This is a genomic window from Capnocytophaga canis, assembly GCF_043187445.1.
GTDB lineage: Bacteria > Bacteroidota > Bacteroidia > Flavobacteriales > Flavobacteriaceae > Capnocytophaga > Capnocytophaga canis.
This window is the reverse complement of sequence record NZ_CP171121.1, coordinates 2,593,231-2,608,457: the sequence shown is the minus strand read 5'-3', so window position 1 is coordinate 2,608,457 and position 15,227 is coordinate 2,593,231. Positions and strand designations below refer to the sequence as shown.

At 34.0% G+C, this 15,227-nt stretch carries 15 protein-coding genes; 1 reads left to right on the top strand and 14 read right to left on the bottom strand.

Annotated features, from left to right (window positions below):
- Positions 1–649: 649 nt before the first annotated feature.
- The 7 genes from ACF3OB_RS11085 to ACF3OB_RS11055 form a co-directional block, all read right to left on the bottom strand.
- Entirely contained in the window at positions 650–1,345 is a 696-nt protein-coding gene (locus tag ACF3OB_RS11085; protein ID WP_392447745.1) for a hypothetical protein, read from the bottom strand.
- 49 nt (positions 1,346–1,394) lie between these two features.
- On the bottom strand, positions 1,395–2,093 hold the full coding sequence (locus tag ACF3OB_RS11080; RefSeq protein WP_392447743.1) for a hypothetical protein: 699 nt from the start codon (positions 2,091–2,093) through the stop codon (positions 1,395–1,397).
- A 9-nt stretch (positions 2,094–2,102) separates the two neighbouring features.
- On the bottom strand, positions 2,103–2,798 hold the full coding sequence (locus ACF3OB_RS11075; protein ID WP_095893184.1) for a hypothetical protein: 696 nt from the start codon (positions 2,796–2,798) through the stop codon (positions 2,103–2,105).
- Positions 2,799–2,898: 100 nt separating this feature from the next.
- Positions 2,899–3,612 carry a hypothetical protein gene (locus tag ACF3OB_RS11070; protein WP_392447741.1) on the bottom strand — a complete coding sequence of 238 codons (714 nt, stop codon included), beginning with the start codon at positions 3,610–3,612 and terminating at the stop codon, positions 2,899–2,901.
- A gap of 152 nt (positions 3,613–3,764) precedes the next feature.
- The gene (locus ACF3OB_RS11065) at positions 3,765–4,130 is read right to left on the bottom strand and encodes a PadR family transcriptional regulator (RefSeq protein WP_042008439.1); all 366 of its coding nucleotides are present in this window, start codon (positions 4,128–4,130) and stop codon (positions 3,765–3,767) included.
- Positions 4,131–4,252: 122 nt separating this feature from the next.
- Positions 4,253–5,854: an apolipoprotein N-acyltransferase gene (gene lnt / locus ACF3OB_RS11060; protein WP_042008436.1), complete on the bottom strand. Its 1,602-nt coding sequence runs from the start codon at positions 5,852–5,854 to the stop codon at positions 4,253–4,255.
- A gap of 47 nt (positions 5,855–5,901) precedes the next feature.
- Entirely contained in the window at positions 5,902–6,525 is a 624-nt protein-coding gene (locus tag ACF3OB_RS11055) for an NUDIX hydrolase (protein ID WP_392447739.1), read from the bottom strand.
- Between the two features lie 7 nt (positions 6,526–6,532).
- On the opposite strand from ACF3OB_RS11055, the gene pyrE reads away from it, so the two are divergent.
- On the top strand, positions 6,533–7,174 hold the full coding sequence (gene pyrE, locus ACF3OB_RS11050) for an orotate phosphoribosyltransferase (protein WP_042008452.1): 642 nt from the start codon (positions 6,533–6,535) through the stop codon (positions 7,172–7,174).
- Between the two features lie 166 nt (positions 7,175–7,340).
- Here the strand turns inward: pyrE and ACF3OB_RS11045 are convergent, their stop codons facing one another.
- The 7 genes from ACF3OB_RS11045 to ACF3OB_RS11015 all read right to left on the bottom strand — a co-directional run bounded on the left by ACF3OB_RS11045 (position 7,341) and on the right by ACF3OB_RS11015 (position 15,207).
- Positions 7,341–8,249, bottom strand: a complete 909-nt coding sequence (locus ACF3OB_RS11045) for a hypothetical protein (RefSeq protein ID WP_392447737.1) — start codon at positions 8,247–8,249, stop codon at positions 7,341–7,343.
- Between the two features lie 127 nt (positions 8,250–8,376).
- Positions 8,377–9,267, bottom strand: a complete 891-nt coding sequence (locus ACF3OB_RS11040; RefSeq protein ID WP_095894058.1) for an IS1595 family transposase — start codon at positions 9,265–9,267, stop codon at positions 8,377–8,379.
- Between the two features lie 48 nt (positions 9,268–9,315).
- On the bottom strand, positions 9,316–9,846 hold the full coding sequence (locus tag ACF3OB_RS11035; RefSeq protein ID WP_392447735.1) for a helix-turn-helix domain-containing protein: 531 nt from the start codon (positions 9,844–9,846) through the stop codon (positions 9,316–9,318).
- A gap of 293 nt (positions 9,847–10,139) precedes the next feature.
- Positions 10,140–12,125: an excinuclease ABC subunit UvrB gene (uvrB, locus tag ACF3OB_RS11030; RefSeq protein ID WP_095911667.1), complete on the bottom strand. Its 1,986-nt coding sequence runs from the start codon at positions 12,123–12,125 to the stop codon at positions 10,140–10,142.
- Positions 12,126–12,136: 11 nt separating this feature from the next.
- Complete coding sequence (locus ACF3OB_RS11025) at positions 12,137–12,697, bottom strand: GNAT family N-acetyltransferase (protein WP_392447732.1); 561 nt, start codon at positions 12,695–12,697, stop codon at positions 12,137–12,139.
- Between the two features lie 227 nt (positions 12,698–12,924).
- Complete coding sequence (locus ACF3OB_RS11020; RefSeq protein WP_042343272.1) at positions 12,925–14,067, bottom strand: acyl-CoA dehydrogenase family protein; 1,143 nt, start codon at positions 14,065–14,067, stop codon at positions 12,925–12,927.
- A 273-nt stretch (positions 14,068–14,340) separates the two neighbouring features.
- Entirely contained in the window at positions 14,341–15,207 is an 867-nt protein-coding gene (locus tag ACF3OB_RS11015) for a helix-hairpin-helix domain-containing protein (protein WP_212895527.1), read from the bottom strand.
- Positions 15,208–15,227: the final 20 nt, after the last annotated feature.

The window sequence follows — 15,227 nt, the reverse complement described above, 5'->3', positions numbered from 1 at the left end:
GGTATTCATTTTCCGTGAGAAACAAAAAAAATTAACATTTTTATTTTTTCATCATAGGGGCGTATTGCAATACGCCCTTACGGTTTCTTGTACCATCATAAAGGCGTATTACGATACGCTCCTACGTTTTCCTATACCATCATAAAGGCGTATTGCGATACGCCCTTACGGTTTCCTATACCATCATAAAGGCGTATTGCGATACGCCCCTACGGTTTCCTATACCATCGTAAAGGCGTATTGCGATACGCCCCTACGGTTTCCTATACCATCATAAAGGCGTATTGCGATACGCTCCTACGGTTTCCTATACCATCATAAAGGCGTATTGCGATACGCCCCTACGGTTTCTTGTACCATCGTAAAGGCGTATTGCGATACGCTCCTACGGTTTCTTGTACCATCATAAAGGCGTATTGCGATACGCCTTTACAGTTTCCTGTACCATCGTAGGGTATATTTCAATACGCCCCTACGGTTTCCTATACCATCGTAAGGGCGTATTGCGATACGCCCCTACTTACGGTTTTTGTTTCCAGAGATTCATCGAATCTTTGCAGATTCTCCTTTCAAAAAATACATCTATCCATACAGAGCAGTAGAATATATAAAGTTTTTTTCTACTCATTACTTTTTGATATTCTTAAAATTACTTGATATACTGAGTTTTGTACTCAGAATATAATTCCTGAAGATATTTGTCACGATGTTTGGGAAAGTAGACCATTAGCACGTACATCAAAACAAGTAGAAACGTGAATACTGCAGAATAAATCATATATGCCATTTCACTGTCAGGAAAATCACGCCAAAACTGTAAACTCATCTGACAAGGAAAGAAGAAAAAGAAAGTATGATCATTCAATCGCAAAATGATATCCTCAAAAAGCCACTTTTTATCACCTTTTTGTTTAAGCGTACGTCTGTTTTTAACCATAAATACAATAGCAGCAATAAAAATGGCAAGAGACAACGCGGGAACCATAATTTTTGCGTTCCCAAACAAAGTAAATAGTGAAAAAATGGAGATAACAATACAAAATATCAAGATTATTTTGGAAATAACAAACAGTTCTTTGGTTTTTTTCCACAACATTCGATTATAACGTTTACTCATTTGTTTGGTTTTTTCTTCTAATACATCCATAAACCCAAACACTCCAAATTTACGGAATTCTTTCTGCAAGGCCGTTTCAAAATCGTCGTCAGGAAATTCTTGCCAATGCGTTTCGATAGCATTTGCCAGATGGTCAACCAGTTCAGTTTGTACGTCAAAGTATTCCACGTAATGCTGACGTGTAAATTCATACAGGCGTTCGATTTGTTTTGGGGTTACTGTTTTCATATTATATACTATTCTATTTTTATTTGAAGATATATTGTAATATGCCATACTAAGTAGTTATCATAAAATCTTTATATTCGGGATACAATTCCATTAGATACTTATCACGATTTTTGGGTAAATAATAAAAAACTAAATATACCGATATGCCTAAAAACGTAATTAAAATCGAAAAAACAGCCATAAAAGCAATATTTTCTCCCAAATATCTAACAAAAAAATGAAGCTGAGCCAACAATCCTAACGCCCCTACATAGTTGTTATATCCTAAGAGGACGTTCTCAAAAAGCCATTTTTTATCAGTTTTATTTTGATATAACTTGGGTTTTGAAAGTAAAAAGGCATATATTAAAAACAAAATGATAAGTGTCATACTACCAACGATTTCAGCGGCTATATCCTTAAAGAAATACAAAACTGTATAAACAACCAACGCAATACACAAAGTCATCATTATTTTAGGAAAAGTAAAAAAGTCTTTAATTTTCTGCCATAGTATTTTGCTGTAACGTTTATTCATTTCTTTAGTTTTATGTTCCACCACATCCATAAACCCAAACACCCCGAATTTACGGAATTCTTTCTGCAAAGCCGTTTCAAAATCGTCATCAGGAAATTTTTGCCAATGCGTTTCGATAGCATTTGCCAGATGGTCAACCAGTTCAGTTTGTACGTCAAAGTATTCCACGTAATGCTGACGCGTAAATTCATACAGACGTTCGATTTGTTTTGGGGTTACTTTTTTCATAGTAGAAACTTAGTTTGAGAGTTCAAATTTGTATTCGGGGAACATTTCCAGAAAGTAGCAGTCACTATTTTTCGGAATATGATAGCTTATAATGTATGTGTATATAAATTGAAGCGTAAAGCCTACAACAATAAATAAGATAGGAATATGCTGCTTTTGAATGAACAGCCAATAATAAAGTATTATGTGCATAGAAGTGTGTAACAACAAAGGATAATTATCCTGATACAGAAAGATGTTTTTGAAAAGCCATTGTTTGTTTGATTTTCTTTTGTAAATAGATTTAGTTTTCAGATAAATGATACCTTTGAAAATATAAAACACAATGATTATTCCTAAGAAAGGCATCCACATAGTATTGAAAGCTGAAAGTAATGTATATATTACAGCTGATATAAAAAGAGTAAGTAGTATTTTAGGAAAGGTGAAGAACTCAATTTTTTTCTTCCGAAGCAATTTTTTGTACAATTTTTCCATTTGTTTTGTTTTCTCCTCTACAATATCATTAAACCCAAACACCCCGAATTTTCGGAATTCTTTCTGCAAAGCCGTTTCAAAATCGTCGTCAGGAAATTCTTGCCAATGTGTTTCGATAGCATTTGCCAGATGGTCAACCAGTTCAGTTTGTACGTCAAAGTATTCCACGTAATGCTGACGCGTAAATTCATACAGACGTTCGATTTGTTTTGGGGTTATGGTTTTCATAAAATTTTTCGATTTTAGTTTATGTGTTTTTATTTGGGTATTTCTATTCGGAATTACTTTTCATTGTAATTTTCTGACTTGTAACAAACTCGCATTATTTTTACGATGTAAGTTTTGCTACTTTGTATTCCTTATATGTTTCTGTAAGATATTTTTCACTCTTGAAAGGAATATGAAATAACACCAAATAAGAAAAAATATAAATAAGAACTATGACAAAAGAAAATATACTTATAAAATATTTATTTTCAATATACTCAGTATGATGAATATTAGCCATAGAAAGTGTGTTAAGTATGATTACTAAAAAAGAAACACACCAACTATTATTAAAAATAATATCCTTTAAAATCCATTTTTTATCGCTCTCATTCTGTCTTTTCTTCCTGATATATTGTTGGATGAAGAAAGAAATAATTGTTAAATAGGTACTCATAAACAGCACATTAACAACGGTTCCTTTGTCAGAAGATAGGTTTAACAAAATAAATAATGACATTGTCAGAATTATTGTCATTATAATTTTTGGGAACGAGAAAAAAGCGATTATTTCTTTCCAAATAATGTTCTTATATCGTTTACGCAGTTGTTTTTCTTTCTCTTCTGTAATTTCCTTAAAACCAAAAGTACCAAACTTTTGAGCTTCTTGTATTAAAACGATTTCAAAATCGTCGTCAGGAAATTCTTGCCAATGTGTTTCGATAGCATTTGCCAGATGGTCAACCAGTTCAGTTTGTACGTCAAAGTATTTCACCTGACACTGATGCGTAAATTCATACAGACGTTCGATTTGTTTTGGGGTTATGGTTTTCATATTATATGGTATTGCTTTTTATTGCAGAGATATGTTGCAATATATTTCTACGATTTTGTTTCCACTGATAACACAAACTTCAACAGAATATATCTAAAATCTAAAAAATAATCCGTCAGGGTATCTGTGGAATATTTTTATCTTTATTGGAATTATAGTTTTACAACGGGTACTAAATCCGTATCTCCCTGAGGATTAATAATGTTCTGAAGACAAGCTATAAAATTTTGTATTTCAGACACCTGTTTTTCGGTTTCTTTGATACCGCTCTCCGTTATTTTATAGTATTTACGAATGCGGTTGTCTACCTGCTCAATTTCAGGTGTAAGTAATCCTTGGGCTTCGAGTTTATGCAAAGTTGGGTATAAAGCACCTTCAGTTATAGCAATCTCTCCTTGCGAAAGCTGCTTTACCTTCTGAGTAATTTCGTAGCCATACATTCGTCCGTTGTCCTGTAACAGCTTCATAATGATGGTACTCAGACTTCCTTTATAAAGTGCTGAATTTTGTTTTTTCATCGTCTTATATATTTATGTTGCAAATATACATAATTTTCTTATGTAATAAAATTTAGTGCAAAAAAAAATAAACCTCCAACCGTAAAGGCTAAAGGTTTAAAAGTTTTACTATTTGCTATTTACTAATTACGAAATATCACCTCCCTTTTCCGAGCTATTGCGTATAAAAACACAAACAAACTCAAAAAATAGGATATTCGAGCTAAATAATCCCCTGTTTTCGTGTAAAATGTAATTTTTTCATTCAAGTTGATAGTCCCTCGTAAGCTACCTTGCGTATCATAGGGCAATGAATTTAGCACATCGCCTCGTTGATTAATAAAAGCTGAAATTCCTGTATTGGCACTTCGGGCGATACTTCGGCGAGTTTCGATGGCTCTCAAACGTGCATAACTTAGTAATTGCTTATGTCCTTGGGTGTTTTGCCACCAAGCGTCATTGGTCAATATAGCCAAAAAGTTCGCACCGTTTTTGACGTAATCGGTCACAAATTCACCATAAATTGACTCATAACAGATAATTGGAGCAGCCTTTCCTTTAGTTTGCTCCCCGTAAAACACACTTCGATGTGGTTGAGTAGTTTTTAAAGCTACTGTTCCTCCTAAATCTATCAACGTTTCCCCAAAAATAGGCTTTAAAACACTTTGATATGGGAAGTTTTCCACACCAACCACTAATTTCGATTTATGATAAAGAGGAATATCAGCATTTTTATTTAGCAAAAAAGCTGAATTGTAGTCGTTGTACCAAACGTTGTGTTTTTCCAAATAGTTGCTCTGAGGAGTTAGTAAGGATTCATCTTGGATAAAATCAATCATTGCTACACCGCCAACTATGTTCAATTTCGGATATTGAGCCACCATTTGTCGTAATATAGAAATCTCCCATGATTGTTGCAATTGGTTCAACCCAATATTATCTCCAAAAACAGTTTCAGGAGTAACAATAAAATTGACGTTATGATCTATTTTATCTTCAGATAACTTGACTAATAAATTAGCGATTTCAGGATTAGAAATCTGATATTTTTCATAATAAGGATCTACATTTGGCTGTAAAACAATAACATCTATCGGGTTTTCATCTTCTTTGTAGTTAATATACGTGAAATAAGAAAAAATAACAGGCACAGCAAAGCATAAAACCGAAATTCCAACACCCTTAGCCAATATTTTTCTGTTTTTTGTTTCAAAAAAAGCGTTTACGTATAAAAATAAAATAATATTAACCAACCAAACCCACAAGGTTCCGCCAAAGGTTCCTGTATATTCGTACCACTGTACCCAAGCAGGATATTCTGAAAATACATTTCCTAGATTCAACCATGTCCACGAGATATCCCATGACAAATGAAATTTTTCGAACGACAACCATATTGCTACTAGAAAAATATATGCTACTTTCCGAACCATTCGTTTGGCTACTATGTGATATAACATAAAAACGATGGTCATCAATAAAGTATTTGCTAAAATAGCAAAAACTGCACCGCCTTGAGTAGAATGCCAAATCCACCACGTGGTAATTACGTTCCAAACTAAAAAAGATAAATAGCTAACGAAAAACAATTTTCGTTTGGTATGCTTGTAATTTTTACGGATATGTTGCTCTGCAAACAGTAAAGGTACAAACGCTATGAATATAAGCATCGCAAAACCATAAGTAGGCCACGAAATTGCTAACAGTACTCCTGAAAGTAAGGCTAATAATATGTTTCTTTTCATTTCTTATGTATTATTCCAAAGCAAAAGAACTCTTTTCTAAAAGAAAATCACTCCTTGTTCTCCCCTATTCCTTCAAATATTTTTTGAATGCTTCGATATGAATTGTTCAACAGTTCTGGAATCTCCGAGAGAGCTTTCCAACGTACTTTTTCAATATCTTCTTCTGTTTGAGGTTTTAGTTTTCCTTTGTATTTGGTGAACATATCATACCAATAAGTCTCTTTCATGAAATATGCTCCATCATGCTTAAATATGTGATAGGTAATCGTATTAAAACGTATGATTTTCAATTTTTTAACTCGTGTTTCCTCTTCCACTTCACGCAAAGCACAAACAACGATGTTTTCGCCTTTTTCCTTCTTTCCTTTAGGCAAATCCCACTTACCTTGTCGTTTTATGAAAAGTATTTCACCCTTTGCATTGGTTACAATACCCCCACCTGCCTTTATGGTCGTAACTTTTTTCTTGAATTTTTTCAAAAGTTTTTCCTCTTTCGGATGATAAAGGTAGATTTTATCAACTTCTTCTTTATTTATTTCAGAAATAAGAAATTCAATAGTAATTTCCTTTTTTAGAGGAAAATATTTGACATTCTTATTATTTTCACCTACATTTGTCTGCTCTACACTTGTTAGAACGATAGATTTATTGTTTACAAAAATTTCATACATAATCAAAATGGTTTTAAATAGTAACACTGCACAAAAAACAGCTGAATTTTTATTGCAAATAAAAGCAATTAAATTGAATTCTGAAAATTCTTTTACATGGGCTTCGGGCTGGAAATCGCCAATTTATTGTGACAACCGTATAATTCTCTCATACACAGAGGTTCGTAATTTTGTTGCCTCACAAATGGCTGAACAAATTAAGGAAAAATTTCCAACAACAGAAGTGGTTGCTGGAGTTGCTACCGGAGCAATTGGTATTGGAATGCTAGTAGCAAATCTACTGGGTTTGCCTTTTATTTACGTACGTCCTGAGCCTAAAAAACACGGTAGGCAAAACCAAATCGAAGGACTTTTGGAGGCTAATCAAAACGTGATTGTCATTGAAGACCTTATCAGTACAGGAATGAGTAGTTTGAATGCGGTTAAAGCTCTTAAGGATAGTCAAGCAAATGTTTTGGGAATGATTGCGATTTTCTCCTATGGATTCGATTTGGCTCACACCAATTTTGCAAATGAAAAAGTAGAACTATATACACTTAGCGACTACGAAAATCTGTTGACACAAGCGTTAAAGGTAGGGTATATCACTAAAGATGAGCTACATACTCTCAAAGAATGGCGTCAAAATCCATCACAATGGCGACAGTAAAGATTTGATATTCTCTAAAATTGTCCGAAAAGTTTTGTCTATGAATCTCTTATGAATACTCAAAAAAACTTTTCGGACAATTTTTGTAGTACTAAATTTTAAAAACTGAAATTCAATCTTTCCTTTAACCCCGACTTTTGCTAAATCGATGCTACCTGCCGTTTTTTTATTCAACGCCTATTTTCATTACCTTTCCGTCAATCAGAATTTTGTTATTCAAGAAGATTTTATTTCCTAACATTCCCGTCATTCCAGAAAATTTCATCAGTAAACTTTGAGTTTGTGAAAATCCGTCTACATAAGTAACAGTGTTCAAATGAATTTTATTCTTTCCTAAAGATATTTCTTCATTAGATTTTGAGGTGTAAGTTGTCAAAATATTTCCCCAAGAATTTTCTTTCTCAATCTTAATTTTTGAATTTGCTAACTTTAATTTTTGCCAAACTTCTTTGTTCGTAACCAATTCATAAGCACTTGTTCCCGTATCGTATAAAAATTTTTCGTCTTTACCTCTCAAACTTCCTTTTATAATTATTTTTCTTTTTTTGAATTGGAAATCAGATAGTTTATTTTCAAAGTTCGTTGGCATTTTATCTATATTAAATTCTAATAAATTTTCTTTAAAATTTAGAACTGTTATTCTATTCTCTAAAATATCGGAACCAATTGTTCCAATAATTTTTAGAGTGTCCGTTTTATCTCCATAATTTAAAACCTTAAACTTATCGGAAGAAATTATTGAATTTCCTAAATTGAAACTTGCAATAGCCCTTTTATTTTGTGTGTTTATTTTTATATTCGGAATATTTTCTACCGCTTTTTTATAGAAAATAGTTGAAGGACTTCCTGTATCAAACTGCATAAAATAAGTTGTGGAATTTCCACTAAATTTAATGGGTAACAGAATGCTGTTTTTTTCATTTCCCCATTTTATAAAAATTTCTCCACTTTCATTTTTAACATTGAGATAATTTTCTTCAGGAGTAAATTTTCTGTCAAAATAAAAATATCCAATTATTGAGGACAAAACAATGATTACCAAAAATGTCAATAAGATTTTTACAAATGTTTTCATAAGCGTTTTCATTCAAAATTTTTCTGCAATTTTCTGCAATTTAATTTGAAAACATTAAAAATTAAGGGCGACAATCTTACGACAATTTTACGAAATGGGTTATAAAAAATTGTTTTGAGCTCCACACTTAACTACATATCAAATTCCGGTGATGAACAGGTTTCTTCTCAATCATTCGTTTGATGAGATTATTGAATATATTATCTTTCGATTGAGAACGGTTAATTCGGTATGAAAATTCAGCCAAATATCTATCCATATTGAAATCTGAAACTCGACAATAAATCGTTCTCAACCAACTTTTTACTTGGTGTATTATGGTATGTAAAATAGGAAAATTCTTCCCTTTATTACTCGGTATTTGTTTGATATTGAAATCTTTAATAGGTCTGTAACCTTTCCAATCATCAGTGGTCACTTGGGCGGATTTATCAATATGTTTATCAAAAATTGTCCGTAATGATTTGGCAGAATAATCTTCTATTTTATTAGCATAGAATCGTTTAACCTTCCCATCATCAGTTAGTTCTATGGCACAAACAATCTTTTTTTTCTTTGAATCGTAACTCCTACCTTGTTTGCCATCTTCTTTCCCTCCCACAGTAAACTCGTCCACTTGAACTTGACCATTCATTTTATGTAATTCATTGGATTTCATTGCTTCACGAACTTTGTGCATAAACAATCGAGCCGTATTTTCGGTAATTCCATAACGAACAGACATTTGTAAAGCTGATAGGTTTTTAGTGGTTGCACACATCTCAAAACAAATAAAAAAAGCCTTACGAAGCCCGAATTTTACTTTGTGAAAAAGTGTTCCTGCCGTAGGGCTTTCTGTATCAGAACAAATGTTACAAGTTCTTGAAAAATCCTTGCGGATTTGGCTTTTTGTATGCCCACATTTACGACAAACAAAGCCTTTTTCCCACTTCCAATGAGCTAAATATTCTTCACAATCTAAGTCGGTTTTGAAGCGTTCAGTGAACTCTAAAAGATTTTGACCGTTAAAAATTTCCATAACTACCTGATTTTATGAACTGCAAATATATGAAATTATATGAGGAACTCAAAAATTGTTTTTCAGTTTAATAGATAAATCTTGTTTTTGATTCAAACTAATCCCATTTTTTATAATAACAAACAATTTTGCACAAATAAGAATGATTAGTGGAACTACAAAAAGAGGAAATTTCGCTCCAATTATTTTCTGAATAAATGGACTTAAAATCATTGAAACCGAAAGTATCACCGTTAAGATAATTTGAACGCCTACAATTTCCTTTCCAATAGTTTTGTTTTTTAAATCTTTGGTTCTGTATGTTAAAATCAGTGGAATAATCACGTTTCCAAATGGCAAAATTAGTCCTGACAACGCAGAAAAATTAATCAATTTCGCTCTTTCAAATTTTTCTTTTTCTTCAAATAGATTTTCGGGTTGAGTATCCAAAGCCTTTGCAATGGTTTTCAAGGTGAAACCTTTTGGAATGTTTCCCGCTTCAATCCGTTGAATTGTGCGCAAAGAAATTCCCGATTTTTCTGCAAGTTCATTTTGCGTTAAATTTTTCTGTTCTCTCAAAAATTTCACTTTATTCGTCATAGGTTTTAGCGGTATTTTGGTTAAAATTGCAGGTAACGGAAAAGTATTTGGTCGTACTGTAAAAAGTATGATGACATAAAAAATTAACAATCAGGAAAAAACGTAGTACTTTTGTTAAATCTTAATCACAATTACACTGCATTGCTCCGATAGTCAGAGTACAAAAATAGGAAAAAACGGAAAAAAAATCTTAAAGCACGACCAAATTTAACACATGCTCATACTAAAATTCGTCCGGAAAGTTTTGTCTATGAACCATTAAAGGCAAAGCTTTTCGGACGTTTTTTATGATTCTAAATTGTTTCCAATTCTTTAATCCTATCGCGCAATTGTGCTGCTTTTACAAAATCTAATTCTTTAGCAGCAGATTCCATTTGTTTTTTGAGTTCTTTTATTTTTTTTGTCCGCTCTTTTTCTGTCATATACGAAGTTTCGGCTTCTGCTACATGTTTAAACGAAGGGTCGTAATGAAATTCAGTAATTGGACTTTTGCTAAGTGTATTTTCGATTTTCTTGTTTAATGGTTTGGGAGTGATTCCATTACGGAAATTGTAATTCATCTGTTTTTCACGTCGATAGTTGGTATCATCAATGGTTACTTGCATACTTTGAGTAATTTTATCGGCATACATAATGGCTTTTCCGTTTACGTTTCGGGCAGCTCGTCCCACCGTTTGAGTCAGCGAACGTGTAGAACGCAAAAAGCCTTCTTTATCAGCATCTAAAATGGCAACAAGCGAAACTTCAGGTAAATCCAAACCTTCACGAAGCAGGTTTACGCCCACCAAAACATCGAACAATCCACGGCGTAAATCTTGCATAATTTCCACTCGTTCAAGGGTATCCACATCGCTGTGAATGTATCGGCAACGCACCCCAATTTTGGTCAAATATTTAGTAAGCTCTTCCGCCATTCGTTTGGTAAGAGTGGTTACCAAAACACGTTCGTCCTTTTCTACACGAAGCTGAATTTCTTCCGCCAAATCGTCAATTTGGTTTTCGCTCGGACGAATTTCTATTTCGGGGTCAAGCAATCCTGTCGGACGAATAATCTGCTCAACATAAACTCCTTGCGTTTTTTGAAGTTCATAATCAGCAGGTGTGGCACTTACGTAAATTACCTGATTCTGAAGTGCTTCGAATTCCTCAAATTTCAGCGGACGATTATCTAAAGCAGCGGGTAAACGAAAGCCGTATTCTACCAAATTTTCTTTCCGACTGCGGTCGCCTCCATACATTGCGTGTACTTGCGGAATAGTTACGTGACTTTCATCAATGACCATCAGAAAATCATCAGGGAAATAATCCAACAAGCAAAATGGACGTGAACCAGGTTCTCTTCCGTCCAAATAACGTGAATAATTTTCAATTCCAGAGCAATATCCCAACTCGCGAATCATTTCTAAATCGAAATTCGTGCGTTCTTCCAAACGTTTTGCTTCCAGGTGTTTACCAATTTCTTTGAAATATTCCACTTGTTTGACCAAATCTTGCTGAATGTTCCAAATGGCTTTTTGTAACACATCGGGCGAGGTTACGAACATATTGGCAGGATAGATATTCAAACTATCGTAACGTTCTAATACTTTGTTAGTTTGCGGGTCGAAAACCTCAATTTCTTCGATTTCATCTCCAAAGAAATGAATGCGGAAAGGCGTATCGGAATAGCCAGGGTAAACGTCCACCACATCGCCTTTCACTCGGAAATTTCCGTGAATGAAATCGGCAGTGGTTCGGGCATATAAACTCTGCACCAAGCGATGCATAAATTTAGTTCGTGGAAGTACTTCGCCTCGCTTTATAGTGATTACATTCTTCTGAAATTCAATAGGATTCCCGATTCCATACAGACACGAAACGGAAGCCACAACCAACACATCACGTCGTCCTGAAAGCAAAGAAGAAGTAGCACTAAGCCGTAATTTTTCGATTTCTTCATTGATGGATAGGTCTTTTTCGATGTACGTTCCCGTAGTGGGAATGTAGGCTTCGGGTTGGTAATAATCGTAATACGACACGAAATATTCCACCGCATTGTTTGGGAAAAACGCTTTAAATTCACTATATAATTGAGCAGCAAGGGTTTTGTTATGAGCTAGAACAAGCGTTGGACGTTGTACATTCTGCACCACATTAGCCACAGTAAAGGTTTTCCCCGAGCCTGTCACACCGAGTAAGACCTGATATTTTTCCCCTTTTTCGATGCTTTGTGTGAGTTGCTTAATGGCTTGAGGTTGGTCGCCAGTAGGCTGAAAATCAGATTGTATAGAGAATTGCATTAAGTGTATTTTTATTTATGTGTTTCAAAAACCAAATGTTTATAACTTCCACCCGCTAGTGATTGTTTATTCACATATTCAAATCCTAAGCGTGTATAGAGCTTTTCGGCTTGTGGATTTTTTTCATCAACAAGTAGCCCGATTTTTCCAAGTTTGTTTTTAGAAACATACTCTTGCAGAAAAGTAATTAATTGTGAACCAATGCCTTTTCCTTGTCCCTGAGGGCTTACGCTCACTGTATCAATATAAATCTCTCCTTCGGAAGTTTCGTCTTCAACAATGATTTTTCTTCCAGAAATTTGCTCAGCCAATGTCAGAACAGGCTTTCTAAGTTCGTGCAAATCGGCACCATCATAAAAAACTAAAGAGCCAATAGCTTGGCTATTTTCTTCAAAAACAATTGTATTTGTATAGGAATATTGATTTCTTTCCTCCAAAAAAAGCGTTTTTAGGAAAGAAATTGCCTCAATTTTATCTTCTTTCCCAATGAGTTTGAAAACAATTTCTTCCATTGCCTGAAACATCAATGGAGCTACAAAATCAGCATCATTTTTTATTGCAAATCGAATCATTTTTTTACAATTAAGTGTTTACTTTTCAAATATGCGGTATATCCTATATAAAAACATCTTTTTCAAAGAGTTAAAAATTAAATATTTACAGGGTTTCACCTTAATTTCGTAGAAATCTTACTAACATATCATAATGTTCGAAGTATCATGATTTAGTAAGATTTCATACAAAAAAGATAAAGCTAATGCTTTTACCATGGCATTAGCTTATTGTATATTATTCGGAATTAGGCTTTATCTATATTTCGACTGATGACCAATTTTTGAATTTCAGTAGTTCCTTCTCCAATAGTACACAATTTGGAATCACGGAAAAATTTCTCGACAGGGAAATCCTTAGTATAGCCATAACCACCGTGAATTTGAATGGCTTCAGTGGAAACTTTTACGCATACCTCAGAAGCGTACATTTTTGCCATCGCTCCTTGCTGGGTTACTTTCTGATTTGTATTTTTCAAATAAGCGGCTTTATGCAACAACAACTCGGAAGCCTCTATTTCAGTTGCCATATCGGCTATTTTAAACGCAATAGACTGAAAGTCAATCAATCTTTGTCCAAACTGCATACGCTCCTTGGCATATTTCACCGAGGCTTCATAAGCTCCCTTAGCAATTCCTAACGACAAAGCACCGATAGATATACGTCCTCCGTCCAAAATTTTCATTGCTTGAATAAACCCATCTCCTACTTCTCCCAATCGATTAGAGTCTGGAATTCTACAATCTTGAAAGATAATTTCGGCCGTTTCACTGGCTCGCATTCCTAATTTATTTTCCTTCTTACCACTACTAAACCCTGGAGTACCGCGTTCTACCACAAAAGCTGTTATACCATGTTTATCTCCTTTTTCTCCAGTACGTGCAATAACAACTGCTATTTGACCTGATTTTCCATGTGTTATAAAATTTTTAGCTCCGTTCAACACCCAAAAATCACCGTCTCTCACAGCTGTTGTACTCATTCCTCCTGCATCAGACCCTGTATTATGTTCAGTAATTCCCCAAGCTCCAATCCATTCACCTGAAGCCAATTTTGGCAACCATTTTCGCTTTTGTTCTTCATTCCCAAAAGAAAGTATATGATTTGTACACAGTGAGTTATGAGCTGCTATCGACAAACCTATCGATGGGTCAACCTTTGAAATTTCTTCCACTATGGCTATATACTGATGATAGTCAAGCCCCGAACCTCCATAAACTTCAGGAACTAAAATTCCCATAAAGCCCATCTCTCCTGCTTTCCTGAATACCTCAACGGGAAACTCCTGCGATTCATCCCATTTCATGACATTAGGACGAATATATTTTTCAGAAAAATCTCTGGCCGTCTCAGCTACAATCTTTTGTGTTTCGGAATAACTAAAATTCATACGCTATTTATTTTTATATGGTTGCTATTTAAATTTTATCAAAAGGCCAAGATCCTTACCTCAATCACCTAACAACAATCTGATAACAAATAATATAGTACAGATTATACAAATTTTCTTCCTTTACCAAAATCCCGAACATATGTCGAAAATATGTGTAATCAAGATAATAAAAGTTCGGCAGGATATGACAGTTCCTTTTTGTAAAGCATCACGAACTGCTAACCTCTCTCGTGAGCAATATTACATAAATAATTTGAAAAATAAAAGTATTTAATCCTCAATAAACAAATAAAATTGGAGTTTTCGTATCTTCAATGTGTCAAATTCATTGATTTCCAACAAATCATCAAACTTTTTAAAATTTCCCAACTCACTTCGTAACCCAATGATTTTCTTAGCTTCCTCGTATTTAAGATACGGAATTTTAGCTAATTCTCTGAGGGTTATCAAGTTAATATCTTTTTTAACGATATTCGGAAGTGTTTTTACTTCAAATTGTATTTTGAGTCGCTCAACAACATCTGTTTCCAAACCATACACCTCGGCTAATTGATCCATCTCAACAAATCCTTGTAGACGTTCTTTGTATTTTAATATTCTGTCTGACAACACATTACCTACTCCTTTTACTTCCATCAGTTGTTCTTTGGTGGCTGTATTAATATCTTGTTTTTCTTTGTGAGAAGAGGTCAATGAAGTTTTTACCTTTTGGTAATCATTTGATTTTTTGTTGTTTACCCATTCAGGGAATTTGAACGCTGGAGCTATTTTTTTCAGTAGAGAATCAGAAATTTTTGTAATATTTTGAAATTCTTGGGTACTATTTACAAATTTACCTTGCTTACGAAAAGCCAATAATCGATCTATTTCTTCGGTAGACATTCCTAAAATATATCCCTTATAATCAGTAATATAATTTGGATTAAAGGGATAGATTGTATCTTTTTTGGGACGTAACGCTACAGTACGCAACGAATCGACCTGTTTTTCTATGTTTGCAAACAATTGCGAAGATCTTTCAGATGTTTTTTCACTGAAATCAACTACAAAATAAGCGATTTGTATCAATACAATAAGTAGTAGCAATAGGAAGATTCCAATTCGCTGATTTCTTTTGAAAAATGGAAAACCTTTCATATAAAAACCCTCCTTACATT